General features: G+C 70.5%; 27 protein-coding genes. 21 read left to right on the forward strand and 6 right to left on the reverse strand.

All coding sequences use genetic code 11. The features are described 5' to 3' along the window. Positions 1–50 precede the first annotated feature (50 nt). The 13 genes from ftsB to BDK63_RS01880 all read left to right on the forward strand — a co-directional run bounded on the left by ftsB (position 51) and on the right by BDK63_RS01880 (position 11,434). Positions 51–389: a cell division protein FtsB gene (gene ftsB, locus BDK63_RS01820; RefSeq protein ID WP_183329608.1), complete on the forward strand. Its 339-nt coding sequence runs from the start codon at positions 51–53 to the stop codon at positions 387–389. After that, positions 386–1,135 (forward strand): 2-C-methyl-D-erythritol 4-phosphate cytidylyltransferase, encoded by a 750-nt coding sequence (ispD, locus tag BDK63_RS01825; RefSeq protein WP_183329609.1) that lies wholly within the window; start codon positions 386–388, stop codon positions 1,133–1,135. Before ftsB ends, ispD begins: the two co-directional genes overlap by 4 nt. Further along, a complete protein-coding gene (ispF, locus tag BDK63_RS01830; RefSeq protein WP_281379214.1) occupies positions 1,135–1,626 on the forward strand; it encodes a 2-C-methyl-D-erythritol 2,4-cyclodiphosphate synthase in 492 nt (163 codons plus the stop codon). Before ispD ends, ispF begins: the two co-directional genes overlap by 1 nt. Beyond that, complete coding sequence (gene truD, locus BDK63_RS01835; RefSeq protein WP_343065257.1) at positions 1,619–2,683, forward strand: tRNA pseudouridine(13) synthase TruD; 1,065 nt, start codon at positions 1,619–1,621, stop codon at positions 2,681–2,683. The genes ispF and truD overlap by 8 nt, the downstream gene beginning before the upstream one ends. A 28-nt stretch (positions 2,684–2,711) precedes the next feature. Beyond that, positions 2,712–3,458: a 5'/3'-nucleotidase SurE gene (surE, locus tag BDK63_RS01840; protein WP_183329611.1), complete on the forward strand. Its 747-nt coding sequence runs from the start codon at positions 2,712–2,714 to the stop codon at positions 3,456–3,458. After that, positions 3,445–4,125, forward strand: coding sequence for a protein-L-isoaspartate(D-aspartate) O-methyltransferase (locus BDK63_RS01845; RefSeq protein ID WP_183329612.1), 681 nt, complete (start codon positions 3,445–3,447; stop codon positions 4,123–4,125). The genes surE and BDK63_RS01845 overlap by 14 nt, the downstream gene beginning before the upstream one ends. Before the next feature lie 52 nt (positions 4,126–4,177). Beyond that, on the forward strand, positions 4,178–5,140 hold the full coding sequence (locus BDK63_RS01850) for a DUF368 domain-containing protein (protein ID WP_183329658.1): 963 nt from the start codon (positions 4,178–4,180) through the stop codon (positions 5,138–5,140). After that, positions 5,133–6,317, forward strand: coding sequence for a peptidoglycan DD-metalloendopeptidase family protein (locus tag BDK63_RS01855; protein WP_183329613.1), 1,185 nt, complete (start codon positions 5,133–5,135; stop codon positions 6,315–6,317). The genes BDK63_RS01850 and BDK63_RS01855 overlap by 8 nt, the downstream gene beginning before the upstream one ends. Positions 6,318–6,443: 126 nt before the next feature. Continuing rightward, positions 6,444–7,445, forward strand: coding sequence for an RNA polymerase sigma factor RpoS (gene rpoS, locus BDK63_RS01860; protein ID WP_183329614.1), 1,002 nt, complete (start codon positions 6,444–6,446; stop codon positions 7,443–7,445). 83 nt (positions 7,446–7,528) lie between these two features. Further along, entirely contained in the window at positions 7,529–8,959 is a 1,431-nt protein-coding gene (locus BDK63_RS01865) for a TolC family outer membrane protein (RefSeq protein WP_183329615.1), read from the forward strand. Positions 8,960–9,092: 133 nt separating this feature from the next. Continuing rightward, positions 9,093–10,196 (forward strand): alanine racemase, encoded by a 1,104-nt coding sequence (gene alr, locus BDK63_RS01870; protein ID WP_183329616.1) that lies wholly within the window; start codon positions 9,093–9,095, stop codon positions 10,194–10,196. A 20-nt stretch (positions 10,197–10,216) separates the two neighbouring features. Continuing rightward, positions 10,217–11,134: an LpxL/LpxP family Kdo(2)-lipid IV(A) lauroyl/palmitoleoyl acyltransferase gene (lpxL, locus tag BDK63_RS01875; protein WP_183329617.1), complete on the forward strand. Its 918-nt coding sequence runs from the start codon at positions 10,217–10,219 to the stop codon at positions 11,132–11,134. Positions 11,135–11,278: 144 nt separating this feature from the next. After that, positions 11,279–11,434, forward strand: coding sequence for a DUF1328 domain-containing protein (locus BDK63_RS01880; RefSeq protein WP_183329618.1), 156 nt, complete (start codon positions 11,279–11,281; stop codon positions 11,432–11,434). An 86-nt stretch (positions 11,435–11,520) separates the two neighbouring features. Here BDK63_RS01880 and ettA read toward each other — a convergent pair whose 3' ends face one another. From ettA to BDK63_RS01900, 4 genes are all read right to left on the reverse strand, one after another. Continuing rightward, complete coding sequence (gene ettA / locus BDK63_RS01885; protein WP_183329619.1) at positions 11,521–13,182, reverse strand: energy-dependent translational throttle protein EttA; 1,662 nt, start codon at positions 13,180–13,182, stop codon at positions 11,521–11,523. A gap of 72 nt (positions 13,183–13,254) precedes the next feature. Next, positions 13,255–13,461, reverse strand: coding sequence for a PA3496 family putative envelope integrity protein (locus BDK63_RS01890; RefSeq protein WP_183329620.1), 207 nt, complete (start codon positions 13,459–13,461; stop codon positions 13,255–13,257). Positions 13,462–13,887: 426 nt separating this feature from the next. Further along, entirely contained in the window at positions 13,888–14,322 is a 435-nt protein-coding gene (locus tag BDK63_RS01895) for a PAS domain-containing protein (protein WP_183329621.1), read from the reverse strand. Between the two features lie 130 nt (positions 14,323–14,452). After that, a complete protein-coding gene (locus tag BDK63_RS01900) occupies positions 14,453–15,766 on the reverse strand; it encodes an MFS transporter (RefSeq protein ID WP_183329622.1) in 1,314 nt (437 codons plus the stop codon). A gap of 87 nt (positions 15,767–15,853) precedes the next feature. Between BDK63_RS01900 and BDK63_RS01905 the strand changes: the two genes are divergently transcribed. The 3 genes from BDK63_RS01905 to BDK63_RS01915 are packed head-to-tail and all read left to right on the forward strand — an operon-like array spanning position 15,854 to position 17,543. Continuing rightward, positions 15,854–16,153 (forward strand): nucleotidyltransferase domain-containing protein, encoded by a 300-nt coding sequence (locus BDK63_RS01905; RefSeq protein WP_183329623.1) that lies wholly within the window; start codon positions 15,854–15,856, stop codon positions 16,151–16,153. Then, entirely contained in the window at positions 16,153–16,650 is a 498-nt protein-coding gene (locus BDK63_RS01910; protein ID WP_183329624.1) for a hypothetical protein, read from the forward strand. Before BDK63_RS01905 ends, BDK63_RS01910 begins: the two co-directional genes overlap by 1 nt. Next, a complete protein-coding gene (locus tag BDK63_RS01915) occupies positions 16,647–17,543 on the forward strand; it encodes a DMT family transporter (protein ID WP_183329625.1) in 897 nt (298 codons plus the stop codon). Before BDK63_RS01910 ends, BDK63_RS01915 begins: the two co-directional genes overlap by 4 nt. A gap of 28 nt (positions 17,544–17,571) precedes the next feature. On the opposite strand, the gene BDK63_RS01920 is transcribed toward BDK63_RS01915, so the two are convergent. Next, positions 17,572–17,742 (reverse strand): hypothetical protein, encoded by a 171-nt coding sequence (locus tag BDK63_RS01920; protein WP_183329626.1) that lies wholly within the window; start codon positions 17,740–17,742, stop codon positions 17,572–17,574. Beyond that, positions 17,735–18,400, reverse strand: coding sequence for an arylesterase (locus BDK63_RS01925; RefSeq protein WP_183329627.1), 666 nt, complete (start codon positions 18,398–18,400; stop codon positions 17,735–17,737). The genes BDK63_RS01920 and BDK63_RS01925 overlap by 8 nt, the downstream gene beginning before the upstream one ends. On the opposite strand from BDK63_RS01925, the gene BDK63_RS01930 reads away from it, so the two are divergent. The 5 genes from BDK63_RS01930 (at position 18,399) to glyA (ending at position 25,980) form a co-directional block, all read left to right on the forward strand. Next, positions 18,399–19,115 carry an ABC transporter ATP-binding protein gene (locus BDK63_RS01930; RefSeq protein WP_183329628.1) on the forward strand — a complete coding sequence of 239 codons (717 nt, stop codon included), beginning with the start codon at positions 18,399–18,401 and terminating at the stop codon, positions 19,113–19,115. The genes BDK63_RS01925 and BDK63_RS01930 overlap by 2 nt on opposite strands. Next, a complete protein-coding gene (locus tag BDK63_RS01935; protein ID WP_183329629.1) occupies positions 19,112–21,694 on the forward strand; it encodes an ABC transporter permease in 2,583 nt (860 codons plus the stop codon). The genes BDK63_RS01930 and BDK63_RS01935 overlap by 4 nt, the downstream gene beginning before the upstream one ends. A gap of 9 nt (positions 21,695–21,703) precedes the next feature. Beyond that, positions 21,704–23,131, forward strand: a complete 1,428-nt coding sequence (locus BDK63_RS01940; protein ID WP_183329630.1) for a polyphosphate:AMP phosphotransferase — start codon at positions 21,704–21,706, stop codon at positions 23,129–23,131. A 54-nt stretch (positions 23,132–23,185) separates the two neighbouring features. Next, positions 23,186–24,586 carry a hypothetical protein gene (locus tag BDK63_RS01945; RefSeq protein WP_246385670.1) on the forward strand — a complete coding sequence of 467 codons (1,401 nt, stop codon included), beginning with the start codon at positions 23,186–23,188 and terminating at the stop codon, positions 24,584–24,586. Between the two features lie 128 nt (positions 24,587–24,714). Further along, on the forward strand, positions 24,715–25,980 hold the full coding sequence (gene glyA, locus BDK63_RS01950; protein WP_183329631.1) for a serine hydroxymethyltransferase: 1,266 nt from the start codon (positions 24,715–24,717) through the stop codon (positions 25,978–25,980). Positions 25,981–26,172: the final 192 nt, after the last annotated feature.

Genomic DNA, 26,172 nt, shown 5'->3' on the forward strand with positions numbered 1-26,172 from the left:
GTGAAGATGGCATAATGCCCGCCATCGAAACGTCGTGACGGAAGTGTCGAATGCTCAAGTGGTTGGCCGTGGTACTCGTGGTCCTGCTTGCCCTGCTGCAGTATCGGCTGTGGCTCGGCGAGGGGGGCATCCGTGACCTCGGCATGGTGCGCGAGCGGGTCGCGCTGCTCGAGGAGGCCAACAAGCCGCTGCGCGACCGCAACGCCCGCCTGGCCGCCGAGGTGGTCGACCTCAAGACCGGGCTGGATGCCATCGAGGAGCGCGGGCGCAGCGACATCGGCATGGTGCGCACCGACGAGCAGTTCTTCTGGGTGCCGGGGGTGGTGGTGGAGGCCACGCGCCCGGTCACCCCGCCCGAGCTGCCCGCGGCCGCGGAGGTGACACGGTGAGCGCGCCCCTGTGGCTGGTGGTGCCGGCGGCCGGGCAGGGGCGGCGCATGGGTGCCGACCGGCCCAAGCAGTACCTGGCGCTGGGCGGCCGGCCGGTGCTGGCCAGGACCCTGGCGCGGCTCCATGAGGCGTTTCCCGGGGCGCGCCTGTGCCTCTGCCTCGACCCGCAGGATGCCCGCTTCGACCCGGCCTGGGTGCCCTTCGCCCACTGGCGGCGGGTCGGCGGCGGCGCCGAGCGGGTCGACTCGGTCGCCAACGCCCTGGCCGCCATCCGCGCCGAGGCCGGCGACGACGACCTGGTGCTGGTCCACGACGTGGCACGCCCCTGCGTCACCACGGCGGACCTCCGGCGGCTCCACGCGGTGCTCTCGGCGGACTCGGTGGGCGGCCTGCTGGCTGCCCCGGTGGCGGACACCATGAAGCGCGACGACGGTGCCGGCCGGGTGGCCACCACCGAACCGCGCGCCGGCCTCTGGCATGCCCTGACCCCCCAGGGGTTTCGCTACGGCCTGCTGCGCCGGGCCCTGGCGGCTGCCCGGGAGGCCGGCGTCACGGTCACCGACGAGGCCTCGGCCGTCGAGGCCCTGGGCGCCTCGCCGCGGCTGGTGGCCGGACGGCGCGACAACCTCAAGATTACCCACCCCGAGGACCTGGCCCTGGCCGAGCTGATCCTGGCCGCCCAGGCGCGCCAGGCGCCTGCCTCGGTCGACACGGCGCCGGCGTCGGCCGGCCCCCTGGAGAGATGATGCGAATCGGCCACGGCTTCGACGTCCACCGCTTCGGCGAGGGCGACCACCTGATGATCGGCGGGGTCGCCGTGCCCTTCGAGCACGGCTTCGTCGCCCACTCCGACGGCGACGTGCTGCTCCATGCCATCAGCGATGCCCTGCTCGGCGCCTGTGCCCTGGGCGACATCGGCCGCCACTTCCCCGATACCGATCCGGCCTGGGCCGGTGCCGACAGCCGGGCGCTGCTGCGCCACGTGGTGGGGCTGGTGCGCCAGGCCGGCTACCGGGTGGGCAACCTGGATGCCACGGTGATCGCCCAGGCGCCGAAGATGGCGCCGCATATCGGCGCCATGGCGGCGCGCATCGCCGAGGACCTCGGCGTCGCCGTCTCGGCCGTCAACGTCAAGGCGACCACCACCGAGCGGCTCGGCTTCACCGGCCGCGGCGAGGGCATCGCCGCCGAGGCGGTGGTGCTGCTGCTGGCCGACCGGGAGTCGACGGGTGAGTGACGCGGCCCTGGATGCCATCGACTGGCCGCCGGCCTGGCCGCGGGTGCTGGACCCCGAGTTCGGCCCGCCGACGCCCGGCGACTACCGGGCCAGCCCCGAGGATTTCCGGGTCGACGAGGTCCTGGACTTCGTCCCCGAGGGGGAGGGCGAACACCTCTGGCTGTTCATCGAGAAGCGCGACCAGACCACCGCCATGGCCGCCCGGGAGCTGGCGCGGCTGTGTGGCGCCTCGCCCCGGGAGGTCGGCTACGCCGGCATGAAGGACCGCGTCGCCGTGACCCGGCAGTGGCTCTCGGTGCAGCTGCCCGGCCGCGAGGCACCCGAGGGGCTGGCCGAGGCGCTCGGCGAGCGCGGCATCCGGGTGCTCGACCAGGGGCGCCACCCGCGCAAGCTCAAGCGCGGCGTGCACCGCGCCAACCGCTTCCGCCTGCGGATCACCGGGGCCGCGGTGGGCGACCCCGCCCTCGAGGTGCGCTGGGCGCGGCTGGTGGAGCAGGGCGTGGCCAACGTCTTCGGTCCCCAGCGCTTCGGCCCCGGCGGCCGCAACCTGCTGCGCGCCCGCGCGCTGCTGGCCCGCGGCTGGCGCAAGCGCGACGACCGCGACGGCATGCTGCTCTCGGCGGCGCGCAGCTTCCTGTTCAACGAGGGGCTGGCCGAGCGCATCCGCGACGGCAGCTGGCATCGCCTGCTGCCCGGCGAGGTGGCGATCCTCGACGGCACGGCGAGCCAGTTCACCGTGGAGCTGCCGGATGCCGAGCTCGAGGCCCGCGCCGCCCGGCTCGACCTGCACCCGAGCGGGGTGCTGTGGGGCGTGGGCGACTCCGTGGCCGTCGGCGAGGCGCGGGCCCGGGAGGCGCGCCTTCCCGAGCGCTATCCGGGGCTGTGTGGCGGGCTCGAGCGTGCCGGGGTGCGCCTGGCGCGACGGGCCCTGCGGCTGCGCCTCGCCGAGCCGGAGCTGGCCACCGGGGAGGACGAGCTCTGGCTCTCCTTCACCCTGCCGCGCGGCGCCTTCGCCACCGGCGTGCTGAGAGAACTGATCGCGCACCCGACGCTGTGAGCGGGTGCGCCGCCATCGAGGAGTGACCATGCGCCGACTACTGCTTTCCAACGACGACGGCGTGCATGCGCCGGGGCTGCGTGCCCTGCATGACGCCCTGGTGCCCCACGCCCGCCTGCGCGTGGTGGCCCCGGACCGCGACAAGAGCGGGGCCAGCAACTCCCTGACGCTGAGCCGGCCGCTCTCCCTGACCGACATGGAGAACGGCTTCTACAGCGTCGACGGCACCCCGGCGGACTGCGTCTACCTGGGGGTCAACGGCGTCTGGGACGAGAAGCCGGACCTGGTGATCTCGGGCATCAACCACGGCGGCAACCTGGGCGACGACGTGCTCTATTCGGGTACCGTGGCCGCCGCCATGGAGGGGCGCAACCTGGGCATGGCGGCCATCGCCATGTCGCTGGTCGGCTCCCGTCATTTCGATACCGCCGGACGGGTGGCGGCGAGCCTGGTGGGGGCGGCCGACCAGCTCTCGCTGCCGCCGCGCAGCCTGCTCAACGTCAACGTGCCGGACCTGCCCTGGGACGAGGTCCAGGGTTTCCGGGTCACCCGCCTGGGCTACCGCGGCCCGGCCTCGCGGCCCCTCGAGGTGCGCGATCCCCGGGGACGCCTGCGCTGGTGGATCGCCGCGGCGGGCGAGAACGCCGACGACGGCCCCGATACCGACTTCGCCGCGGTGGAGGCCGGCTTCGTCTCCATCACCCCGCTGCAGACCGACCTGACCCGGCATGCGGCGCTCGACGACGTGCAGGGCTGGCTGGATGCACTCACCTGATCGACGGCCCGACCTGCTCCGTGGCGTGGGGATGACCTCCCAGCGGACCCGCGACCGCATGGTGGGCCGGCTGGCCGGGCAGGGGATCCGCGACACCCGGGTCCTGGAGGTGATGGCCGCCGAGCCGCGCCACCTGTTCCTCGACGAGGCGCTCGCCCATCGCGCCTACGAGGACACCTCGCTGCCGATCGGCCACGGCCAGACGCTCTCGCAGCCCTGGATGGTGGCCCGGATGACCGAGCTGGTGATCCAGGAGGCGCCCGCCCGGGTGCTGGAGATCGGCACCGGCTCGGGCTACCAGACGCTGATCCTGTCGCGGCTGGTCCCGGAACTCTGGTCCATCGAAAGGATCAATGCCCTGCATCGCCGGGCCGGCCCGCGCCTGCGGCTGCTGGAGGCCCACAACGTCCGGCTGCGGATGGCCGATGGTGGCCACGGCTGGCCGGAGGAGGCCCCCTTCGATGTCATCCTGCTCACCGCCTGCGCCGGCGAGCTGCCCGAGCCCCTGCTCGCCCAGCTCGCCGACGGCGGGGTGCTGATCACGCCGCTGAGCACTGCCTCGGGAAGCCAGTGGCTCACCCGGGTGCAGCGCCGGGGCGACACATTCGAAACACAGCGTCTTGAACCGGTACGCTTCGTGCCGCTGCTGGAAGGCGTCATTCGTTGAAAGGAGTCGGCTGTTGAAGCGTCATCTCGGTATCTTCCTCAGGGGCGCGGGCATGGGGGCGGCGGACGCCGTGCCCGGCGTGTCCGGTGGTACCATCGCCTTCGTCACCGGCATCTACGAGGAGCTGATCCACACCATCAAGCAGTTCGGGCCCAGCGCCTTCGTCGCCTGGCGTCGCGGTGGCCTGCCGATGCTGGTGGTTCACCTCAACCTCGCCTTCGTGGTGCCCCTGCTGGTGGGGATCGCTGCCAGCCTGATCAGCGTGGCCCACCTGGTGGTGTGGCTGATGGACGACCATCCGCTGCTGCTCAACGGCTTCTTCTTCGGGCTGGTGGCGGCCTCGGCGCTGGTGGTCAGCCGCCATCCCGCCGACTGGAAGTGGTGGCACCTGCTGCCGCTGGTGCTAGGCCTGGTGCTGGCCCACTTCCTGCCCGCGTTGATGCCGCTGGTCATGCAGATCGGCAGCCCCAACCTGATCCTGGTGGTGGGGGGCGCCATTGCCATCAGCGCGCTGCTGCTGCCGGGGGTGTCGGGCAGCTTCCTGCTGCTGACCATGGGACTCTACGGCACCGTGATGCAGGGCATCCGCAGCTTCGACCTGGGCCTGATCGCGATCTTCGGGGTGGGGTGCCTGATCGGCCTGTTCGTCTTCTCGCGGCTGCTCTCGTGGCTGCTGCGTCACTACCATACCGCCACCCTGCAGCTGCTGGTGGGCTTCATCATCGGTTCGCTGCCGGTACTCTGGCCCTGGCGGGAACTGGTACGCTACCAGCTGGGCCCGGAAGGGCAGATGATTCCCCTCGACTACCGCTATCTCACCCCTGGCGACTATGCGCTGCTGACCGGCGAGGCGGCGCAGCTCGTGGCGGTGGGCGCGCTGATGCTGGCCGGGGCCGCCCTGGTGCTGCTGCTCGACCGCGGCGGGCGGCGTGCCCACTCGACCCGGCAGGCCGGCGCAGCTCCCGCGACCGGCGCGGCCAGAGAGTCAAACAAGGAGGAAGGCTCCGATGCGTAAGGTATTGATGATTTCCGGCCTGGCCCTGGCTGTGGCGGGCTGTGCCGCCCAGCAGGGCGAGGCCCCCCAGGTGCAGGTGCGCGACCTCTCCACCAGTCGCGAACAGGCCTCGGCCTCCCACTACACGGTGGAGGCGGGCGATACCCTGTACGGGATCGCCTGGCGCCACAACATGGACTACCGCGACCTGGCGCGACTCAACCGCATTGCCCCCCCCTACCAGATCCAGCCCGGCCAGCGGCTGGCGCTGGGCGGCGACGGCCAGGCGCCGGCGCAGGATGAGGCCAGTGCGGTGGCCGGAGGGACCGGCGTGGTGGCCACCCCGCTGGGGGGCGGCCAGCAGGCCGCCGGCGGCGAGGGTGGCATGGAATGGCTGCTGCCCGACGAGAGCGCGATCGAGCGCAACCGGCGCCTGACCGCCCAGCCGCTGGGCGAGCAGGTCGAGGGGCCCAGCCAGCAGGCCATGGAAAGCGTCGCCGAGGTGAGTGGCAGCGAGGCGGGCCCGGGGCCGGTCTACGACTACGACAGCCCCGGCGCCGATGGCCGCCTGAGCGAGCGAGACCTGGCGGAGCGGCGGGCCGCCGAGCAGCAGGCCACCGAGCAGCAGGACGCCGAGGCCCCGACAGTGGACGAGGCGCCCAGCCGTGAGGTCGCCGCTGCCGAGCAGCAGGCCACCGAGCAGCCCGACCCGGAGCCGGCGCCCCGCGAGGAGGCGCCGGCCACGCCCCAGGCCGATGCGGGCACCGCGGTGGCGGGGGGGAGCCAGGCCAGCGACCGTGGCTCGCGCAGCTATACCCCGGTCGCCGAGGTGGACTGGCAGTGGCCCGTGGACGGCGAGATCGTCGGCCGTTTCGGCGAGGGTTCGAGCATCACCGCCGGCATTGATATCGCCGGTCAAAAGGGGCAACCTGTCAGGGCAGCCGGGCCGGGTATCGTGGTCTATGCGGGCAGCGGCGTCAGGGGCTACGGCAACCTGATCCTGCTCAAGCACAACGACCAGTTCCTGAGCGCCTACGCCCATAACGACACCCTGCGCGTCCGCGAGAACGACGTGGTCGAGGCGGGGGAGGTGATCGCCACCATGGGCGACAGCGATGCCGAGGATGTCAGGCTGCACTTCGAGGTGCGCAAGGACGGCCAGCCTCAGGATCCCCTGGACTACCTGCCGTCTCGCTGAGCACCGGGCCGGCCCGGGCAGGGTCGAAGGACTGCCGACGGGATGTCACACAATAACAATCATGTGCGCCGATCCTCGTGATGACGGGCAACGGCGTCTGGACGCAACCACAGGGTAGCCACACCGATGAGCATGCTTGAACGGGACCTTCAGGATGTGAATCTCGACTCGCTCGAGGACAAGGACGAGGACACCATCGAGGAGCTGGGTGACGAGGCCGACGGGGAGGAGGCCACGCCCAACGACGACGAGGCCTTCGAGAAGGCCCTGAGTCGCGAGGATCGGCACAACCACCACAGCCTCGATGCCACCCAGATCTATCTCAACGAGATCGGCTTCTCGCCACTGCTGACGCCGGAGGAGGAGGTCTTCTACGGTCGCCTGGCGCGCAAGGGCGACCCCGCCGGTCGCTCGCGGATGATCGAGTCCAACCTGCGCCTGGTGGTCAAGATCGCCCGGCGCTACCTCAACCGCGGCCTCTCGCTGCTCGACCTCATCGAGGAGGGCAACCTGGGCCTGATCCGCGCCGTGGAGAAGTTCGACCCCGAGCGCGGCTTCCGCTTCTCCACCTACGCCACCTGGTGGATCCGCCAGACCATCGAGCGGGCGCTGATGAACCAGACGCGCACCATCCGCCTGCCGATCCACGTGGTCAAGGAGCTCAACATCTACCTGCGGGCGGCCCGGGAGCTGACCCAGAAGCTCGATCACGAAGCCACCGCCGAGGAGATCGCCGACTACCTGGACAAGCCCGTTGAGACCGTCAAGAAGATGATGGGGCTCAACGAGCGGGTCTCCTCGGTGGACTACCCGGTGGGCGGCGACAGCGACAAGCCGCTCATCGAGACCCTGGCCGACGACAACGACCTGGGCCCCGAGTCCTCGCTGGTCGACGGCGACGTCAAGCAGCACGTCGACGAGTGGCTCTCCGAGCTCACCGAGAAGCAGATGGAGGTGGTGGTGCGCCGCTTCGGGCTGCGCGGCCACGAGGCGGCGACCCTCGAGCAGGTGGGCGAGGAGATCGGCCTGACCCGCGAGCGGGTTCGCCAGATCCAGGTCGAGGCGCTCAAGAAACTCCGCCGGGTGCTCGACAAGCAGGGGCTCTCCCTGGACGCCATCTTCGAGTAAGCCGCAGGCCCTATTGCCGATTTCCTGTACGCTGGTCGACCAGCATGGCGGGCAATCGGCCCCCAGGAAGGAACTCACGACACATGGCCCGCTCAACTTTACCTCGACGGGGCCGCGGCCTGGCCCTGCTGGCAGGCCTCGCCCTTGCCGGCTCGGCCCAGGCTACCGACCTCTGGACCGTCGCCCGCGACGCCCTGGACAACGATGCCAGCCTCGCCTCGGCCCGATCGGGCTTCTCGGCGGTCGAGGCGGGCCGCGACATCCAGCGTGGCACCCTGCTGCCCCAGCTCTCCGCCACCGGCAGCCTGACCCACAGCCGCACCTACGAGACCCAGACCGGGAGCCTGATACGGCCGGAGGAGCAGGGCGATGACGACGTCAATCGCCTGGGGCTCAGCCTGGAGGCGAGCCAGGCGCTCTTCGACGCCACCCGCTCGGCCCAGCTGGCGCGGGCCGAGCGGCAGATCGACCGCGAGGCCCTGTCACTGGTGGCCACCGAGCAGCAGCTGCTGCTGGAGGTGGCCGAGGCCTACTTCGAGATCCTGCGCGCCCACGACATCCTCTCGGCGCGGCGCTCCCAGGAGACCGCCATCGAGCGCCAGCTGGAGCAGGCCCGCGAGCGCTTCGAGGTGGGCCTGATCGCCATCACCGAGGTGCACGAGGCCCAGGCCTCCTTCGACCTGGCACGGGCCCAGCGCATCGCCGCCGAGAGCGCCATGCAGGTGAGCTTCGAGGCCCTGGAGCGGCTCACCGGCCAGCGCTACCAGAGCATCGACGGCCTGGCCGAGGAGATTCCCATCGTGCCGCCGGAGCCCGTCGACCGTGCCGACTGGGTGGCGCTGGCCATGGACAACAGCCCCGTGCTGCAGGTGGCCGAGGCGGGCATCGAGGTGGCGCGCAGCGAGCTCGAGGTCTCCCGGGCCGGCCAGCTGCCCCGGGTCGAGGCGTTCGCCAGCTATGACGTCTCGGACGACGACCGCAGCGGGGTCTCCGGCTACAACTCCGGCAGCCAGCTCGGCCTGCGCGCCAGCATGCCGCTCTATACCGGCGGCAGCACCCAGGCGCAGATTCGCCAGAGCGGCTTCGCCCTGGAGGTCTCCCAGTACGACTTCGAGGCCCAGCGCCGTGACACCGTCCAGCAGGTCCGCTCGCTCTTCACCCGGGTCAGCAACGACGTGGAGACCGTGGAGGCCCGCGCCCAGGCGATCGTCTCCAACCAGAGCGCCCTGGAGGCAACCCGCTCCGGCTACGAGGTGGGCACCCGCAACATCGTCGATGTGCTCAACGCCGAGCGCAACCTGTTCAACGCCATCGCCGACCACGCCGAGGCGCGCTACGACTACGTGCTGGGGCTGCTGCGCCTGCAGCAGCAGGCGGGGCTGCTCGACGCCGCCTCGATCCAGGCGGTCAATGCCTGGCTGCAGGCCGACAGAGCCGTCTCCCTGGAGCTGCCTGCCGCCGGCAACGACGACCCGGTGATGAACATCGGCGAGCGGCCCCAGGCACCATCCTGATGATCGGCTGATCGATCCCGTATTGTCAGTTGATTTCCTTGCAAGCCACCAACTATTTGGTGGCTTTTTCCATGAATTGCCTGCCTTGCCTGTAGATAATGCTCGTCTCTCGCCCGCTTTTCAGGACTCCGCCATGGCCCGGCCGCTGATCGCCGATATCGACCTCGATGCCCTGCGTCACAACTACCTTCTCGCCCGTTCCCTGGCCCCCGACAGCCAGGCCGTCGCCGTGCTCAAGGCCGATGCCTACGGCCATGGCCTCGTCGCCTGTGCCCGCGCCCTGGCTGGCCTCGCCCCGGCCTTCGCGGTGGCCTGCCTCGAGGAGGCCGAGGTCCTGCGCGAGGCCGGTATCACCGCCCCCGTGGTGCTGCTCGAGGGCATCTTCGAGGCCAGTGAGCTCGAGCGGGTCGAGGCGCTGGGCCTGTGGATGGCGGTGCACAGCGACTGGCAGGTGGAGGCGCTGCTGGCCTACCGGCCGGCGCGGCCGATCCCGGTATGGCTCAAGGTGGACTCCGGCATGCACCGCCTGGGCTTTGCCCCGGAACGGGCCGAGGCGGCCTGGCAGCGCCTGGCGGCGGCACCGGGCCACGCCTGCGACCTGCACCTGATGAGCCACTTCGCCACCGCCGACCTGGTGGATCGCCACTACCTCGAGCGCCAGATGGGGCGGCTGGCGAGCCTGGCCGAGCGCCTCGGCGCGCCGCTCTGCCTGGCCAACTCGCCGGCCACCCTGGCCTGTCCGGAGGCCCACGGGGCCTGGAACCGCCCCGGGGTGATGCTCTACGGCAGCGATCCGCTGGAGGCCGCCAACGCGGCGAGCCGCCGCCTCCTGCCGGTGATGACGCTGCGTTCTGCGATCATCGCCGTGCGCGACCTGCCCGCCGGCGAGCCGGTGGGCTACGGTGGCCGCTGGACCACGCCGCGCCCCTCGCGGATCGGGGTGGTGGCGGCGGGCTACGGCGACGGCTACGACCGTCACGCCGTGGACGGCACCCCGGTGCTGGTGGCGGGTCGGCGCACCGCCATCGCCGGCAAGGTCTCCATGGACATGCTCACCGTGGACCTCACCGACATCCCCGAGGCCGATATCGGCAGCGAGGTAGTGCTGTGGGGCCGGGCGGCGGGCGGCGAGGTGCTCTCGGTGGACGAGGTGGCCCGCCACTGCGACACCATCAGCTACACCCTGCTCACCGGGGTGCTGCCCAGGGTCCCGAGGCGCTATCATGGGCACTCTTGAAAGCCCGACAGGAACCGCGCATGTCCAGGGACGATGACACCTCGCCCAACTTCGCCCATCCCCGCTACTGGCCCGTCTGGCTGGCCATCGGCGCCATGTACGTGGCGGCCTGGCTGCCCTGGCGGCTGAAGCTCTGGGTCGGCAAGGGGATCGGCCTGGTCGCCTGGCGCCTCGCCAGGCGCCGGCGTCATATCACCGAGACCAACCTGCGGCTCTGCTTTCCGGAACTGGATGATGACCAGCAGCGGCGGCTTGTACGGGAGACCTTTATCGCCAACGGCATCGGCATCATGGAGACCGCCACCGGCTGGTGCCGCGACCCGGAGCACCTTCGCCACCGTGTCACCTTCAAGGGCCAGGAGCACATGGCGAAGGCGCTGGCCGAGGGCAGGGGAGCGCTGATCATCGGCGTGCACTTCTCCACCCTCGACCTGGGCGGGGCCCTGCATTCGCTCTTCTTCCCGGCGGACGTGGTCTATCGCCCCCACGACAACCCCCTCTTCGAGCGCTTCATGACCCGGGCGCGCTCGCGGATCTTCGGCACCGCCATCGACCGCCACGACCTGCGCGGCGTGGTGCGCCGGATCAAGGCTGGCCGAGGCGTCTGGTACTCGCCGGATCAGGACTTCGGCCGCGATGTCAGCGTCTTTGCTCCCTTCTTCGGCATCGAGGCGGCCAGCATCAAGCTCACCGCCAAGATTACCCGCATGACCGGGGCACCGGTGATGCCGCTGATCTTCCACCGCAACCCCGACGACCGCACCTACACCCTCGAGTACCTGCCGCCGCTTTCGGACTTCCCCAGCGGCGACGAGGTGGCCGATGCCGCGCGCGTCAACGCGGTCATCGAGGGCGCGATCCGCAAGCACCCCGAGCAGTACCTGTGGCTGCATCGCCGCTTCAAGACCCGGCCGGAGGGCGAGCCGGGGTTCTATTGAGCCCAGGCGGCTTACAGGGCGATACCAAGCGTAACTTGCCATTCGCCAGGCGGTTGGCAAGGCTGTAGGGGAGCGCGGGGCGAAGGCAGGCCCCGCTCGGTACCGGAAATGATTACCGGATCCACCGGAAAAAGGAGGTTCCCCATGCTTGGCAACGCCCTGCTGTTCCTGATCATCGCGATCATCGCCGGGGTACTCGGTTTCACGGGCATCGCCGGTGTCGCCACCTCGATTGCCCAGATCCTCTTCGTGCTGTTCCTGATCCTGTTCGTGGTATCGCTGATCTTCGGCCGACGCTGACCGATCCCATCTCCGATCGAGCCCCCCAAGCAGAAGGCCCCTCCAACCGGAGGGGCCTTCGCGCATGATGGGCCGGCGTCGTCGACTCAGGCGTCGATGCGCTTGTACTTCATGCGGTGCGGGGTGTCGTCGCCCACGCGCTTCCGGTGGTCCGCCTCGTACTCGGCGTAGTTGCCCTCGAAGAACTCCACGTGGGAGTCGCCCTCGAAGGCCAGGATATGCGTGGCGATGCGGTCGAGGAACCAGCGGTCGTGGGAGATCACCAGGGCGCAGCCGGGGAAGGCCAGCAGCGCCTCTTCCAGCGCCCGCAGGGTCTCGATGTCCAGGTCGTTGGAGGGCTCGTCGAGCAGCAGCACGTTGGCACCCTGCTTCAGGGTCTGGGCCAGCTGCAGGCGGCCGCGCTCCCCGCCGGAGAGCTCGCTGAGGCGCTTCTGCTGGTCGTTGCCCTTGAAGTTGAAGCGGCCCACGTAGGCCCGCGAGGAGACCTCGTAGCCGTTGATGTTGAGCATGTCCTGGCCGTCGGAGACCGCCTCCCACACCGTCTGCTTGTCGTCCAGGCCATCGCGCAGCTGCTCGACGTAGGCGACATCGACGGTGTCGCCGATCACCACCTCGCCGCGGTCGGGCTGCTCCTTGCCGGTGATCAGCTTGAACAGCGTCGACTTGCCCGCGCCGTTGCCGCCGACGATGCCGACGATGGCGCCTTTGGGCACGGTGAAGGTCAGGTCCTCGTAGAGCAGCTTGTCATCGAACGCCTTGGCCACGCCGTGGAACTCGATGACCTTGTCACCCAGGCGCGGGCCGGGCGGAATGTAGATCTCGTTGGTCTCGTTGCGCTTCTGGAAGTCGCCGGACTGCATCTCCTCGAAGCGGTTGAGGCGCGCCTTGCTCTTGGCCTGGCGGCCCTTGGCGTTGGAGCGTACCCACTCGAGCTCCTGCTTGATGGCCTTGTTCTTCGAGGCCTCCTGCTTGGCCTCCCGGGCCAGGCGCTGCTCCTTGGCCTCGAGCCAGCCGGAGTAGTTGCCCTCGAAGGGGATGCCCTGGCCGCGATCCAGCTCGAGGATCCAGCCGGCCACGTTGTCGAGAAAGTAGCGGTCGTGGGTGATCGCCACCACGGTGCCGCTGTAGTCGTGCAGGAAGCGCTCCAGCCAGGCCACGGACTCGGCGTCCAGGTGGTTGGTGGGCTCGTCGAGCAGCAGCATGTCGGGGCTGGAGAGCAGCAGCCGGCAGAGCGCCACGCGGCGCCGCTCGCCGCCGGAGAGGTGTCCGACGCGGGCCTCCCAGGGCGGCAGGCGCAGGGCCTCGGCGGCCACTTCCAGCTTGCGCTCCAGGTTGTGGGCGTCGGCGGCCTCGATGATGTTCTCCAGGCGGGCCTGCTCGGCGGCCAGGGCATCGAAGTCGGCGTCCGGCTCGGCGTAGGCGGCGTAGACGCCGTCGAGCTTCTCCTGGGCCTCCTTGATGGCGCCCAGGGCCTCCTCGACGGTCTCGCGGACGTTCTTGTCGTCGTCGAGCTCCGGCTCCTGGGGCAGGTAGCCGACGTTGATGCCCGGCATCGGCCGCGCCTCGCCTTCGTATTCGGTGTCCACGCCGGCCATGATGCGCAGCAGGGTCGACTTGCCGGCACCGTTGAGGCCCAGCACGCCGATCTTGGCGCCGGGGAAGAAGGAGAGCGAGATGTCCTTGAGGATGTGCTTCTTGGGGGGCACGACCTTGCCCACCCGGTTCATGGTGTAGACGTATTGCGCCATGGAGTTCCACTGGGTTGAGGATTTCAGTGGCCACGATGATAGTGGCCACTGCGTTCAAAGGCCAGCCGGGGCCTATTCCTCTTCCTCGTCGATGGCCCAGTCGTCCTCGATGGCCCGCCGCAGGCGGCGCTCCTCGAGCAGGGCTTCCACGCGGCGGCGGGCGCGCAGGGTGTCGGCGCGACTGGCGGGACGCGAGCGACCGTAGTCGTCGTCGTTCACCGCTTCGGAGAAATCCTGCTCGTCATCGAGCCCCGGATCGAGAAGGTGTTCACGGCCCATGCGACGTCCTCCCATGGCCTGGTGTCGACGCCCCGCGTCGACGCATCACACGATCGCTTCTCGTCCGCTCTCTTCAATCTCTGGGTGCGGAACCCGAAGCGCCAGCAGGCAACGGGCGTTGCCTGGACGCTATATATATCCCCGAGGGGGGCAGGGCAAGCCCCCGGGGGGACTTTTTTTGTTTCTTCGCACTGTGGCGTGAACATGTTTGGCAGGTTTAATGGTGGGAGGCCGGCTCCGCCGGGCGAATGGAGGCCGAAGGACTCCCTGGCGGCTGGTGCAAGCGTAAGCAACACCACCGGGGCACCTTCGGCGCCATTCGCTCGGGGAACCCGAGCTCCCACAAGGCAGCATCACGCTGATCTGCGAAGAATCTTTTTTTCCGGCTGGTGTTCCGGCGGGGCCGGGGGCAGGAGGAAAAGGGGATCAGGTGAGGCCGTGCTCGGCCTTGAGGCGCTCGAGTTCCATCTGGGCCTCCACCCGCTCGGTCACGTCCTTCTGCACCCCGATGTAGTAGGTCAGGTTGTCGTCCTCGTCATGGACGGGGGTGATGGAGAGCTCGTTCCAGAACAGGGTGCCGTCCTTGCGGTAGTTGCGCAGCACCGTGCGACAGGGGCGCCCTTCGGCCAGGGCCTTGCGGATGGCCCCGAGGCCCTCCTGGTCGCGGTCCTCGTTCTGCAGGAAGCGGCAGTCCTGGTAGAGGATCTCGTCGGCGTTGTAGCCGGTCAGGCGCTCGAAGCCCTTGTTCACGTAGATCAGGATGTTCTCGTCGCCCTCCTGCTCGGCGACCACGATGCCATCCTCGGAGGCATCGACAATGCGTTCCAGCAGTTCCGGGCTGATCAGGGGAGATCGTTTCATTCTGGACGTTCCATTCTGGGCGTTCCTGTCGCGAATCCTGTCCTGGCCGCCCGGGTAGGGCGACGGCGGCGGGCACTTCACAGCTGGTTACATCATGGCCAGACGGCCACGGGATTTCAACGCGGCAGGCCTATTCGACCTCCGGCAGGCGGCTGGCGCTGGCCGATGCGGCCAGCGCCATCAGCGCCAGCACCACCAGCAGGGCGGGGGTGCCGAGCCACTGGGCCAGGGCGCCCACTGCCCCGCCCACCAGCAGCATCAGCACCCCGGTCACGCTGTTGGAAAGCGCCACATAGAGCGCGCGCCGGTCGCTGCCGGCCATGTCGACCACGTAGGTCTTGCGGCCCAGACGCACTCCGGCATGGACGATCACCAGCAGGGCATAGACCAGCGCATAGGGCCACACGGTCTGGCTCCATGCGCCCGGCAGCCAGACGAAGGTGGCACCCAGCAGGCAGCAGGCGGCGGCGCCTGCCCCGGCGTCGCGCATCACCCGGCGGCTGGAGGCGTCGGCGCGCTTGCCCCAGACCGGGCTTGCCACCATGCCGGCGATGCCGGAGACCACGATCAGCACGCCGAGGCCGCCGAGCTGCGTGCCGCTCTGCTGCTGGCCGAGCAGTGCCACGTAGGGCAGTGCCAGGGCGCTGGCCAGCAGCAGGGCACGGGAGACGTTGAAGTGCAGGAAGGCGCGGTCCTCGCGCAGCAGGCGAAGCCCCAGCCGGATGCTGTCCCAGGCGTTGTCGCCCCCCTCCACGGCCCCCGGGGTCTCCGTGATGCGCGCCGCGCACAGGGCATTGAGCGCCCAGCCCAGCGCGGCCACCCCCAGCAGCACCGCCAGGGCCAGCTCGCCGGGGCGCTCCTCGAAGAGCATCAGCACGGCGCCGGCCAGCAGGGTCACGGCCCCGGCCACGCTGCCGCTCCAGCCCATCAGGGTGCCGCGCCGCTGCTTGCTGATGGTCTTGCCCAGCACGTCCTTGGTGGCGATGGAGGAGAGCCCCCGGGCCAGCGACAGCGCCACCAGCACGGCCAGCACCAGGCCGCCGCCGACGGCGCCTGCGCCGAACAGTGCCAGCAGGGCGAGCAGGGCGGCGGCGGCCGCCTGGAGCAGCCCGCCCACCACCCAGGCCCACTTGCGCTCGGGCCTGAGGCGAATGAAGCCGGCCACGAACAGCTGGGGCAGCAGGGCACCGGCTTCGCGGATCGGGACCAGCAGGCTCACCATCCACAGTGGCGCGCCGATCACCCCCATCAGCCAGGGCAGCACCAGGCGGGCGCTCGACAGCTCGTCGGCCAGCTTGTTGCCCAGCGAGGCGACCAGGTGGAGGAAGAAGTTGCGCGGCTGCTCGTCACAGGCCTCGTCCGGGATGTCCCGGCACATCCGGCTGTCCTCGTCGCCGGTCAGCCATTCGTAGAGGCGGGACTGGCTGATCTCGGGTGCGGCCATGGGGGCTCCTCGCTGGTAGGATGGTAGTCTCCATTGTCGCGATAGTAAGGTTGGCATGTCACTCATCTGTTTCCGGGAGCGCCACGCATGCGCCTGACCCCTGAACAGGTCGCCATCATCCATGAGTCTGTTGCCGAGGTGCTGGGCCCTGAGGCGCGCGTCTATCTGTTCGGCTCTCGGGTCGATGACCGGCGCCGCGGCGGTGATATCGACCTCTACATCGAGTTGCCGGTACTGGCCGAACCGCGCTCGCGGCTGCAGGTGCAGCTGCAGCGTCGGCTCTGGGAACGCCTGGGGCCCCGGCGTATCGATCTGCTGATTCGGGCGCGTGATGAAGCGCTGCGGCCGATACATCGCGATGCCCTCGAGCAGGGAGTGAGGCTGTGATGACGACGGCCCAGACCATTCTGGAGGAACAGTTGCAGGTAGCGGAGCGCATGCAGCACCACCTGCACCGCTCCTGGGGGGCCATTCAGCCCGACCTTCCTCTCCAGTCCGCCGCGGTTCCCCGGCTGGATGACGACACCATCGACAGGCTGGACCTCTTTCTGAGTCGCTTCGGCAAGCTTCAGGACTTCATGGCCGGCAAGTTGTTCCGGGCCTTGGCGCGGGCCAGCCTGGAAGATACAGGCGCCGATGTCTCGCTACTGGATACGCTGAACCGCATGGAGAAGTTCGGTGTGCTGCTTGCCGTCGATGACTGGCTGGAGGTGCGCCAGCTGCGCAACGCCTTCGCCCATGAGTACCTGAACGATAGCGCCGCCATTGCCGAGAATATCAATAGCGCGGCGCGCCTCTATCCCCTGCTGTCGGACACTCTTGGACGCTGCCGCGACTTCCAGGCACGGCACATCCTACGGGCTTCCGGAAACGGTGACGCATGACCCGCGACGGCCAGGCGATGCTCTACGGGCTGGGGGCGGTGGCGCTGTGGTCCACCGTGGCCACCGCCTTCAAGGTGGCGCTGACCTACATGTCGCCGCTGGCGCTGATGTGGCTCGCCTCGCTGGTCTCCTGGGCGCTGATCGGCGTGCTGGTGGCCCGCCAGGGGCTGGCGGGCCAGGCGCTTCGCCACGGCTGGCGCACCGCCGCCTGGGCGGGGCTGATGAACCCGGTGGCCTACTACCTGGTGCTGTTCGGCGCCTACGACCGCCTGCCCGGCCAGGAGGCCATGGCGCTCAACTACACCTGGGCGCTGGCCATGGCCTTCCTGGCGGTGCCGCTGCTCGGTCAGCGGCTGACCCGCATCGACGTGCTGGCCGGGCTGATCGCCTACGGCGGGGTCTGGGTGATCGCCACCCGCGGGGCGGTGTTCGACGTGGCCTTCGCCGACCCGCTGGGGGTCGCCATGGCGCTGGCCTCGACGCTGATCTGGGCGCTTTACTGGCTGCTCAACGCCCGGGACCACCGTCCGCCCCTGGTGGCCCAGTGGCAGAACTTCAGCGTCGGGCTGCCGGTGCTGACGGTGCTGCTGCTGGCCGGGCCGGGACTCGAGTGGCACGGCTGGGCGGGGCTCGGTGCCGGCGTCTACGTGGGGCTCTTCGAGATGGGCATCGCCTTCGTGCTCTGGCAGCTTGCCGTGCACCGGGTGTCGCGCACGGCGAAGGTCTCCAACCTGATCTTCCTCTCGCCGCCGGTGTCGCTGCTGCTGCTCTACCTGGTGGTGGGGGAGCCGATCCTGGCCTCAACGCTCATCGGCCTGGTGCTGATTCTTGGCGGCCTGGGGCTGCAGCAGTGGCAGAAGAGCCCGGCGCCGGCGGCTCAGGAGAGCCGCTGATACTCGAAGAGCACGCGTTGTGGCGTGGTCATGACGATTCGCCACGGCGTGCCTCGTGCCTGGCCTCGAGCCGCGCTATGAACTCCTCGGCGGTCATGCTCTTGCCGGTGGCTCGGCTCTCTTCGCCTAGCCGTAGCATTTCCAGCAAGGCTTCAGCCTGTTCCTTGCGTTCCTGCTGGTCCCAATCTGGATTATCCATGGTTCATCCCCTCCATCATGGGTTTCAGTGTAGGCCAGACGTTGTCGAGGATGAGCGGCTGGGCCTCGGCCGTGGGGTGGATGCCGTCGCCCTGCATCAGCGTCTCGTCCAGTGCCACCCCCTCCAGCAGGAAGGGCACCAGCGGCAGGTCGAACTCCTCGGCCAGGCGGTGGTAGACCCCGGTGAAGGCGTCCCGATAGGCCTGCCCGTAGTTGGGCGGGATGTCGATGCCGAGCAGCAGCACTTCGGCGCCGGCGTCGAGGCTCGCCTCGACCATGCGGGTCATGTTGGCCTCGAACTGTCCCGGCGGCAGGCCGCGCAGGCCATCGTTGCCGCCGAGCTCCAGCAGAACAATGTCGGGGGCATGCTGTCCGAGTAGCTCGGGAAGCCGGCTGGCACCTCCGGCGCTGGTCTCGCCGCTGATGCTGGCGTTGACCACCCGCGCCTTTCCGTCGAGGCGCGCTTCCAGCAGACTGACCCAACCCTCGTCGGCCTCGATGCCGTAGGCCGCACTCAGGCTGTCGCCCATCACCAGCAGGGTGGGTCGGGCCTCGGCCAGCGCCGCGCCGGCGACCAGCGTCAGGGTGATCGTCACCGGCAGGGCCAGCAGCCAGGCGGTCAATCGACGATATGCACAACCAGGGAATCCCTTCATCATGAACGATACCTCTCGCATGGACATGGCACCGATTCTACACGCCGAGCACCTGGCCAAGCAGGTGAGGAGCGGCGACCGGCAGCTCACCATTCTGAGTGACCTGGCCCTCTCGGTGTTCCCCGGCGAGACGGTGGCGATCCTCGGCCAGAGCGGCGCGGGCAAGTCGACCCTGCTGGGGCTGCTGGCCGGGCTCGACCTGCCCACCGGCGGCGAGCTCTCGATGTTCGGGCAGTCCCTCGCGGCGCTGGACGAGGATGGCCGGGCCCGGCTGCGGGCCGGCCGGGTGGGGTTCGTGTTCCAGAACTTCCAGCTGCTGCCGACCCTCACCGCGCTGGAGAACGTGATGCTGCCGCTGGAGCTCTCGCCCCGGGCCGGGACCGAGGCGCGCGCCCGCGAGTGGCTCACCCGAGTGGGGCTGGGCGAGCGCCTGGACCACCTGCCCAAGCAGCTCTCCGGCGGCGAGCAGCAGCGGGTCGCCCTGGCCCGTGCCTTCGTCACCGGCGCCGAGCTGGTGTTTGCCGACGAGCCCACCGGCAACCTCGACCCCGACACCGGCGAGCGCATCATCGAGACCCTCTTCTCGCTCAACCGCGAGGCCGGCACCACCCTGGTGCTGGTCACCCACGACCACGCCCTGGCGCGGCGCTGCGACCGCTGCCTGCGCCTGGACCACGGCCGCCTCGAGACCCTGCACCTCGACGAGGTGAGCGCATGAGCCTGACCGCCCTGCGCCTGGCGCGCTTCTCCGCCCGGGGCCTGGCGCGGGACCTGCGCGCCGCCGACGTGCGCGCCCTGTTCGTTGCCCTGGCCCTGGCGGTGGCCGCCTCCACCATGATCGGCTTCTTCCTTGACCGCCTGGACCGCGGCCTGGAGCGCCAGGCCAGCCAGCTGCTGGGCGGCGACCTGGTGCTGGAGCAGGGCCGCCCCTTCGATGCCGAGCTGCGTCAGACCCTGGAGGAGGCCGGCCTGGTGCTCAGTGACCAGGTGGACATGGTCTCCATGGCCAGCCTCGGCGACGCCTTCCAGCCGGCCAGCGTGAAGGTGGTGGACCGGCGCTATCCGCTCTACGGCGGGGTCCACGTGGACCTGGGCGAGGGCACCGAGGTGGTGGCCCGGGGCCCCGCGCCCGGCGAGGCGTGGCTGGCGCCGCGCCTGGCACTGCTGCTCGAGGCCGAGATCGGCGACCGGGTGCGTGTCGGCGAGACCGAGCTGACCGTGGCGGGACTGGTCGAGCGCGAGCCCGACCAGTCCGCCGGCTTCGGCAATTTCAACCCCCGGCTGATGATGCACATGGATGACCTGGCGGCTACCGAGCTGGTGCAGGACGGCTCCCGCGTGGAGTTCGAGCTGCTGGCCGCCGGGCCGCCGGACATCATCGACGACCTGGCGCCGCTGCTGGCCCAGCTGCGGCGCGACGGGGTCGAGGTGCGCGACGTGCACCGCGACCGCCCCCAGCTCGGCAACGCCCTGGAGCGCGCCGAGCGCTACCTGAGCCTGGCGGGGCTCGCCGCGGTGCTGCTGGCCGGCGTGGCGGTGGCCATGGCCACCCGCCGCTACGTGGATCGCCACCTGGACACCGCGGCGCTGATGCGCTGCTTCGGCGCCACCCAGCGGGAGCTGATCCGGGTATTCAGCCTGCAGCTGCTGTGGCTGGCGCTGGCGGCCTCGGCGGTGGGCGCGGTGCTGGGCCTGGCCGGCCAGGCGGGGCTGCTGGCCCTGCTCACTGCCTTCCTCCCCATGGAGCTGCCGCCCCCCGGGGCGCTGCCGCTGTGGCTCGGCGTGCTCACCGCGCTGGCGGTGCTGGTGGGCTTCGCCGGGCCGACCCTGCTGCGGCTCAAGAAGGTCAGCGCGCTCAAGGTGCTGCGTCGCGAGCTCGACCCGCTGCCCGCCTCGGCCTGGCTGGTGGTGGCGATGGCCAGCGCCGTGTTCGGGGGGCTGCTGTGGCTCTACTCCGGCGACCTCGGCCTCTCCGTGGGCCTGCTGCTCGGCGGGCTCGTCATGCTGGTGGTGCTGTGGGGGCTCGGTTCGCTGCTGCTCGGCGGGGTGCTGCGCCTGGCCGACCGCCTGCCGCGTCGCGGCGGCCAGGATGACCTCGTCCAGGCGCTGCGCCTGGGCGGGGCCCAGCTGGCGCGGCGGCGCACGGCGAGCCTCGGCCAGCTGCTGGCCTTCTCGGTCACCTTCTTCGCCATGGCGATGATCGCCCTGGTGCGCGGTGACCTGCTGACCACCTGGGAGGCCCAGCTCCCCGAGGACACTCCCAACTATTTCGCCATCAACATCCAGCCCCACGAGCGCGAGGATTTCGAGGCGACCCTGGGCAGCGCCGCCGATGCCCGCAGCGCCCTCTACCCCATGGTGCGCGGGCGCATCACCGCCATCAACGACCTGCCGCCCCGGGAGGCGGTGCCGGCGGATGCCCGCGGCGACAACACCCTGCGCCGGGAGCTCAACCTCACCTGGCGGGAGACCCTGCCGGAGGGCAACCGCCTGGTGGCGGGGCAGTGGTTCGATGCCCTGGAGGGCGCTGAGCCCGGCGGCTGGCTGGGCCAGGTGGCCGCCGAGCCCGCGGTGACCCGGGTGCCGATCTCCGTGGAGGATGGCCTGGCCGAGCGCTTCGGGCTCCGCCTCGGCGACACCCTGACCTTCACCATCGGCAGCGAGGAGATCGTCGGCGAGCTGGCCAGCCTGCGCAACCTGGACTGGGACAGCTTCCGCCCCAACTTCTTCGTGATCTTCCCGCCCGGGGTGCTGGAGCGCTTCGGCCACAGCTACATCACCGCCTTCCACCTGGACGCCGGGGAGACCACCACCCTGCGAGAGCTGGTGCGGGCCTTTCCCGGGGTGACGCTGCTCAACGTCGACGCTATCCTCGGGCAGGTGCGCGAGCTGCTGACCCAGGTGACCCGCGCGGTGGAGCTGGTGCTGGGCTTCGTGCTGCTGGCCGGCGTCAGCGTGCTCTACGCGGCGCTGACCGCCAGCCGCCCGGTGCGGGCCCACGAGAGCGGCCTGCTGCGGGTGTTCGGCGCCGGCAACCGCATGCTCTCCCGGGTGCAGGGGGCGGAGTTCGCGATCCTCGGCCTCGCCAGCGGCCTGATGGGGGCGCTGCTGGCGGAGCTGGCCACCGCGGCCATCTACCTGGCCTGGTTCGACCTGGCGCCGCGCCTGCACGGCGGGCTGTGGCTGGCGCTGCCGCTGGGCGGGGCGCTGCTGATCGGCGCCATCGGCCACCTGCTCTCCCGGGACCTGCGCCGCCAGGCGCCAGCGGCGAGCCTCGGCCTGCTGGGCGAGACCTGAGGAGATGGCATGAACTCCGACACCCTGCGCTACCGGCTGCTGGATGCCCAGCTCGCCCTGGCCCGGGAGAAGCGGCGCGCGGTGATCCTGCTGCTGACCGGGCATGCGGCGACCCACAAGGGGCAGGTGGTCAACCGCCTCAACCACTGGCTGGAGAACCGCCATACCGAGGTCCATGCCCTGGGGCCCAGCAGCGAGGAGCAGTCGCGCCCCTACTGGTGGCGCTACTGGCGGCGGGTGCCCGACCGCGGCCGCATCGGCATCTTCATCCATGGCTGGTACGGCGATGCGCTGTTTGCCCGGGCCGAGCGGCGGCTCTCTCCCGGCGCCTTCCAGGACCGCCTGGCGGAGATCCGCGCCTTCGAGGCGGAGCTCGCCGCCGAGGGGGTGGTGCTGCTCAAGCTGTGGACCGACATCGGCCGACGCGAGCAGCGCCGCCACCTGGCCGAGCTGCAGCAGGACCCGGCCCGTGCCTGGCAGGTCGGCGTGAACGAGTGGCAGCGCCATGGCCAGCATGCCGTCATCGAGGCCATCGGGCGGACGCTGCGCGAGGACACCCGCGCCCCTCATGCCCCCTGGCAGCGGCTCCCCTTCCGCGACCCGGGGGAGCAGCTCACCCGGGTCGGCCGTGCCCTGCTGGCGGCCATGGAGAAGCCGCCCGAGCCACCGGCGGCGACGCTTGCGACGCTGCCCGACGAGGCGTCCGGCGTCCCCTCGCTGGGTCGTGCCAGCGCCGCGGTGGAGGCGCGCCTCGACAAGGCCGCCTACCGCGAGCGCCTGGCCCACGGGCAGGCCCGCCTGGCGGCCAACGCCCGGGAGGTCGCCCGGCGGCGCATCCCGGTGGTGATCGCCTTCGAGGGCCATGACGCGGCGGGGAAGGGCGGCAGCATCCATCGGGTCACCGCGGCGCTGGATGCCCGCCAGTACCGGGTCCACCGCATCGGCGCGCCCAGCGACGAGGAGCTGGCGCTGCCCTGGGGCTGGCGCTTCTGGCGCCGCCTGCCCGCCGACGGGCGCATCGCCCTCTTCGATCGCAGCTGGTATGGGCGGGTGCTGGTGGAGCGGGTCGAGGGGCTGGCCTCCGAGGCCGAGTGGCGGCGCGCCTATGGCGAGATCCACCACTTCGAGCAGCAGCTGCTGGCCCATGGCGGGGTGCTGATCAAGCTGTTCCTCGCCATCGACAAGGACGAGCAGCTCCGGCGCTTCGAGGCCCGCGCCGCCACGCCCCACAAGCGCCACAAGCTGACCGACGAGGACTGGCGCAACCGCGAGCGCTGGGACGACTACCAGCGCGCCATCGACGAGATGTTCGCCCGCACCCACCTTCCCGGCGCCGAGTGGTCGCTGATCGCCTGCGATGACAAGCGTCGCGCCCGGCTGGCGGTGCTGGAGCGGGTCAACGAGCGGCTCGAGGCGCGCCTCGCCTCGGCCGTCTGAGCTAGGCTGTCTCTGTTCCGGCCCTGTTTCCATCGATCACACAGGAGGTGATCCATGTCTCGCCCCAACCGCGCCTCGGCGCTGCTTGCCCTGCCCATGAGCCTGGCCCTGGTCGCGGCCCCGCCGGCCCTGGCCGACGAGGAGCGCCTCGAGGCCGAGCTGCGTGCCCTGTTCGCCGGCCAGGGCCGCCTGGAGATCGGCGACGTCTCCGGTGCGCTCCTGCGCGACCGGGTCACCGCCGAGGCGCTGCGTTTCGACAGCGACGAGGGGGAGCGGCTGCTGATCGACCGCTACCGCGTCAGCGGCGACTACGACCGCCCCGACGAGGTCCTGGTGGAGGGGGTCCGCCTGGAGGAAGGCCTCACCGAGATGCTGCTGATCGGGATCGAGCGGATCGTGCTGGGCGAGCCCTCCCGGGCGGTGCTGCCCCTCGGCGATGAGGAGGCGATGGCGTCGATGCGTCTCGGCAGCCTGGCGGTGGACGGCCTGGTCGTCGAACTGGCCTCCGCGCTGGTCGCCGAGCTCTCGGGCGAGCCCATGGGCGAGGGCCGGCTCAGCGTCGCGCGGATCCGCGGCGAGGGGATCTCCCGGGAGGCCATCGACTGGCTGGAGATCGCCGACGTGGCCGGCACCGGCCAGGACCTGGACGAGCTTGGCTCCGGCGCCTTCACCCTGGGCCGCCTGCGCCTCGAGGGACTCAGCGGCCTGGACGAGGAGGATGCCGAGGAACTCTCCCTGCTCGAGCTGAACGACCTGGCGGTGGAGGCCGAGCGCATGGTCGGCTCGCTGGCGCGGCTGCGTATCGACGGCGACTTCACGGACGGCGAGGGCGGGGTCCGGGTCGACGAGCTGCGCCTCGACCTGGCGCGGATGATCGAGCTGGCGCCAGAAGAGGAGCGCACCCGGCTGCGCATGGCCAGCAACGTGCTCACCGACGGCAGCGGGGCGCTGCACCTGGACGCCGCCTTCCGCGGTGACTGGCAGCCGAGCGAGGCCCACGGCGTGCTGCGCAGCGACAGCGAGCTCACCCTCCACGACGCCCTGCGCCTGGCCCTCGACATCGAGCTGCCGCTGGTGCTGCCCGAGGACGCCGAGCCCGCCGAGCTGTTTGCCGACAGCGAACTGCTGGAGGCCGCCACCCTGCTGGGCGGGGAGGTGACGCTCATCCTCTCCGACCGGGGGCTTTTCGGCCGCCTGGCCACCCTGGGCGCGGCCCTGGAGGGCATCAGCGAGGCCCAGTACCTGGAACAGGCGCGGACCCAGGCCCAGGGCTTCGGCATGATGTTCGGCCCCCAGGTGCAGGCCTTCCTCATCGGCCTGGTCGAGCTGATGGAGGGCAGCGCCAGCGAGCTCGAGCTGGCGATCAGCCTGCCGGCGGAGAGCAACCTGGAGACCTTCACCGGTGATCCCCTGGCGCTGCCCGACCGGCTCTCCCTGCGCGTGGAGACGCGCTGACCGGGAGCGAGAGGCGGGCGTCATGAATCCCCTGCAGCTCGGGATGATGGCGTTTCATGTGAAAGCGCCCCGGGGCTGGGGTATCATGTCGCCCTCAGATTTCCCCCTTGATGCGAGGTCCCCCGCCCATGTTCAGCCGCGACATGACGATTGCCGGTTTCGATGACGTGCTGTTCGACGCGATGCAGAAGGAAGTCGCGCGCCAGGAAGCGCACATCGAGCTGATCGCCTCCGAGAACTACGCAAGCCCGAGGGTGATGGAAGCCCAGGGCAGCCAGCTCACCAACAAGTACGCGGAAGGCTATCCCGGCAAGCGCTACTACGGCGGCTGCGAGTATGTCGACATCGTCGAGCAGCTGGCCATCGACTACGCCAAGGAGCTGTTCGGCGCCAGCTACGCCAACGTCCAGCCCCACTCGGGCTCCCAGGCCAACGGCGCCGTCTTCCAGGCGCTGGTCAAGCCGGGCGACACTATCCTGGGCATGAGCCTCGACGCCGGCGGCCACCTGACCCACGGTGCCAGGCCCAACTTCTCCGGCAAGCACTACCACGCCGTCCAGTACGGCCTGGGCGAGGGCGGCCTGATCGACTACGCCGAGGTGGCGGCCCTGGCCCGCGAGCACAAGCCGAAGATGATCATCGCCGGCTTCTCCGCCTACTCCCAGGTCATCGACTGGGCGAAGTTCCGCGAGATCGCCGACGAGGTGGGCGCCTACCTGCTGGTCGACATGGCCCACGTGGCCGGCCTGGTGGCCGCCGGTGTCTACCCGACCCCGCTGCCCCACGCCCACGTGGTCACCACCACCACCCACAAGACCCTGCGCGGCCCCCGCGGCGGCCTGATCCTCTCCGCGGAGGGGGATGCCGAGATCGAGAAGAAGCTGCAGTCCGCGGTCTTCCCGGGTGGCCAGGGCGGCCCGCTGGAGCACGTCATCGCCGCCAAGGCGATCTGCTTCAAGGAGGCCATGGACCCCGCGTTCAAGACCTACCAGCAGCAGGTGGTGAAGAACGCCCAGACCATGGCCGGCGTGTTCATCGAGCGCGGCTACGAGGTGGTCTCCGGCGGCACCGAGGACCACCTCTTCCTGCTTTCGCTGATCAAGCAGGGGCTCACCGGCAAGGACGCGGACGCCGCCCTGGGCCGCGCCCACATCACCGTCAACAAGAACGCCGTGCCGGGCGACCCCCAGAGCCCGTTCGTCACCTCCGGCCTGCGCATCGGCACCCCGGCGGTGACCACCCGCGGCTTCGGCGAGGGCGAGTGCAAGGACCTCGCCGGCTGGATCTGCGACATCCTCGACGTCATGGCCAAGGGCGAGGACTCCGTCGCCATCGAGGCCGAGGTGAAGGGCAAGGTCGAGGCCGTCTGCGCCAACTTCCCCGTCTACCGCTGAACCGGCCAGGCGGCGGGGTGATCGACCCCGCCGCCTGCTGCCTCGCAGCCCGCGCCCCGCGCCGTGACAACGGCGCGGGGCGCACGCGTCGAGGGGCACGGAAATCTGTCGCTTTGCCGTCCAGTCTGTTATTTTTCGTAAACAAGTCCGCGGGTCATGAACCCGGGGGCAGCAGTGACGGCGGGGGAAGGG

It is taken from the genome of Halomonas campaniensis (assembly GCF_014193375.1).
Classification (GTDB): Bacteria; Pseudomonadota; Gammaproteobacteria; order Pseudomonadales; family Halomonadaceae; genus Halomonas; species Halomonas campaniensis.

Excerpts from the sequence above, each read along its gene's own strand:
- BDK63_RS01920 (WP_183329626.1), bottom strand. The coding sequence starts at position 17,742 with ATGGATAATCCAGATTGGGACCAGCAGGAACGCAAGGAACAGGCTGAA.
- BDK63_RS01880 (WP_183329618.1), top strand. The coding sequence starts at position 11,279 with ATGCTTGGCAACGCCCTGCTGTTCCTGATCATCGCGATCATCGCCGGG.
- lpxL (WP_183329617.1), top strand. The coding sequence starts at position 10,217 with ATGTCCAGGGACGATGACACCTCGCCCAACTTCGCCCATCCCCGCTAC.
- BDK63_RS01900 (WP_183329622.1), bottom strand. The coding sequence starts at position 15,766 with ATGGCCGCACCCGAGATCAGCCAGTCCCGCCTCTACGAATGGCTGACC.
- BDK63_RS01940 (WP_183329630.1), top strand. The coding sequence starts at position 21,704 with ATGAACTCCGACACCCTGCGCTACCGGCTGCTGGATGCCCAGCTCGCC.
- ettA (WP_183329619.1), bottom strand. The coding sequence starts at position 13,182 with ATGGCGCAATACGTCTACACCATGAACCGGGTGGGCAAGGTCGTGCCC.
- BDK63_RS01925 (WP_183329627.1), bottom strand. The coding sequence starts at position 18,400 with ATGATGAAGGGATTCCCTGGTTGTGCATATCGTCGATTGACCGCCTGG.
- alr (WP_183329616.1), top strand. The coding sequence starts at position 9,093 with ATGGCCCGGCCGCTGATCGCCGATATCGACCTCGATGCCCTGCGTCAC.
- ispF (WP_281379214.1), top strand. The coding sequence starts at position 1,135 with ATGCGAATCGGCCACGGCTTCGACGTCCACCGCTTCGGCGAGGGCGAC.
- rpoS (WP_183329614.1), top strand. The coding sequence starts at position 6,444 with ATGAGCATGCTTGAACGGGACCTTCAGGATGTGAATCTCGACTCGCTC.
- BDK63_RS01850 (WP_183329658.1), top strand. The coding sequence starts at position 4,178 with ATGGGGGCGGCGGACGCCGTGCCCGGCGTGTCCGGTGGTACCATCGCC.
- BDK63_RS01845 (WP_183329612.1), top strand. The coding sequence starts at position 3,445 with ATGCACTCACCTGATCGACGGCCCGACCTGCTCCGTGGCGTGGGGATG.
- BDK63_RS01945 (WP_246385670.1), top strand. The coding sequence starts at position 23,186 with ATGTCTCGCCCCAACCGCGCCTCGGCGCTGCTTGCCCTGCCCATGAGC.
- BDK63_RS01855 (WP_183329613.1), top strand. The coding sequence starts at position 5,133 with ATGCGTAAGGTATTGATGATTTCCGGCCTGGCCCTGGCTGTGGCGGGC.
- BDK63_RS01910 (WP_183329624.1), top strand. The coding sequence starts at position 16,153 with ATGACGACGGCCCAGACCATTCTGGAGGAACAGTTGCAGGTAGCGGAG.
- BDK63_RS01935 (WP_183329629.1), top strand. The coding sequence starts at position 19,112 with ATGAGCCTGACCGCCCTGCGCCTGGCGCGCTTCTCCGCCCGGGGCCTG.
- BDK63_RS01895 (WP_183329621.1), bottom strand. The coding sequence starts at position 14,322 with ATGAAACGATCTCCCCTGATCAGCCCGGAACTGCTGGAACGCATTGTC.
- BDK63_RS01905 (WP_183329623.1), top strand. The coding sequence starts at position 15,854 with ATGCGCCTGACCCCTGAACAGGTCGCCATCATCCATGAGTCTGTTGCC.
- BDK63_RS01865 (WP_183329615.1), top strand. The coding sequence starts at position 7,529 with ATGGCCCGCTCAACTTTACCTCGACGGGGCCGCGGCCTGGCCCTGCTG.
- BDK63_RS01890 (WP_183329620.1), bottom strand. The coding sequence starts at position 13,461 with ATGGGCCGTGAACACCTTCTCGATCCGGGGCTCGATGACGAGCAGGAT.
- ftsB (WP_183329608.1), top strand. The coding sequence starts at position 51 with ATGCTCAAGTGGTTGGCCGTGGTACTCGTGGTCCTGCTTGCCCTGCTG.
- BDK63_RS01930 (WP_183329628.1), top strand. The coding sequence starts at position 18,399 with ATGAACGATACCTCTCGCATGGACATGGCACCGATTCTACACGCCGAG.
- BDK63_RS01915 (WP_183329625.1), top strand. The coding sequence starts at position 16,647 with ATGACCCGCGACGGCCAGGCGATGCTCTACGGGCTGGGGGCGGTGGCG.
- surE (WP_183329611.1), top strand. The coding sequence starts at position 2,712 with ATGCGCCGACTACTGCTTTCCAACGACGACGGCGTGCATGCGCCGGGG.
- glyA (WP_183329631.1), top strand. The coding sequence starts at position 24,715 with ATGTTCAGCCGCGACATGACGATTGCCGGTTTCGATGACGTGCTGTTC.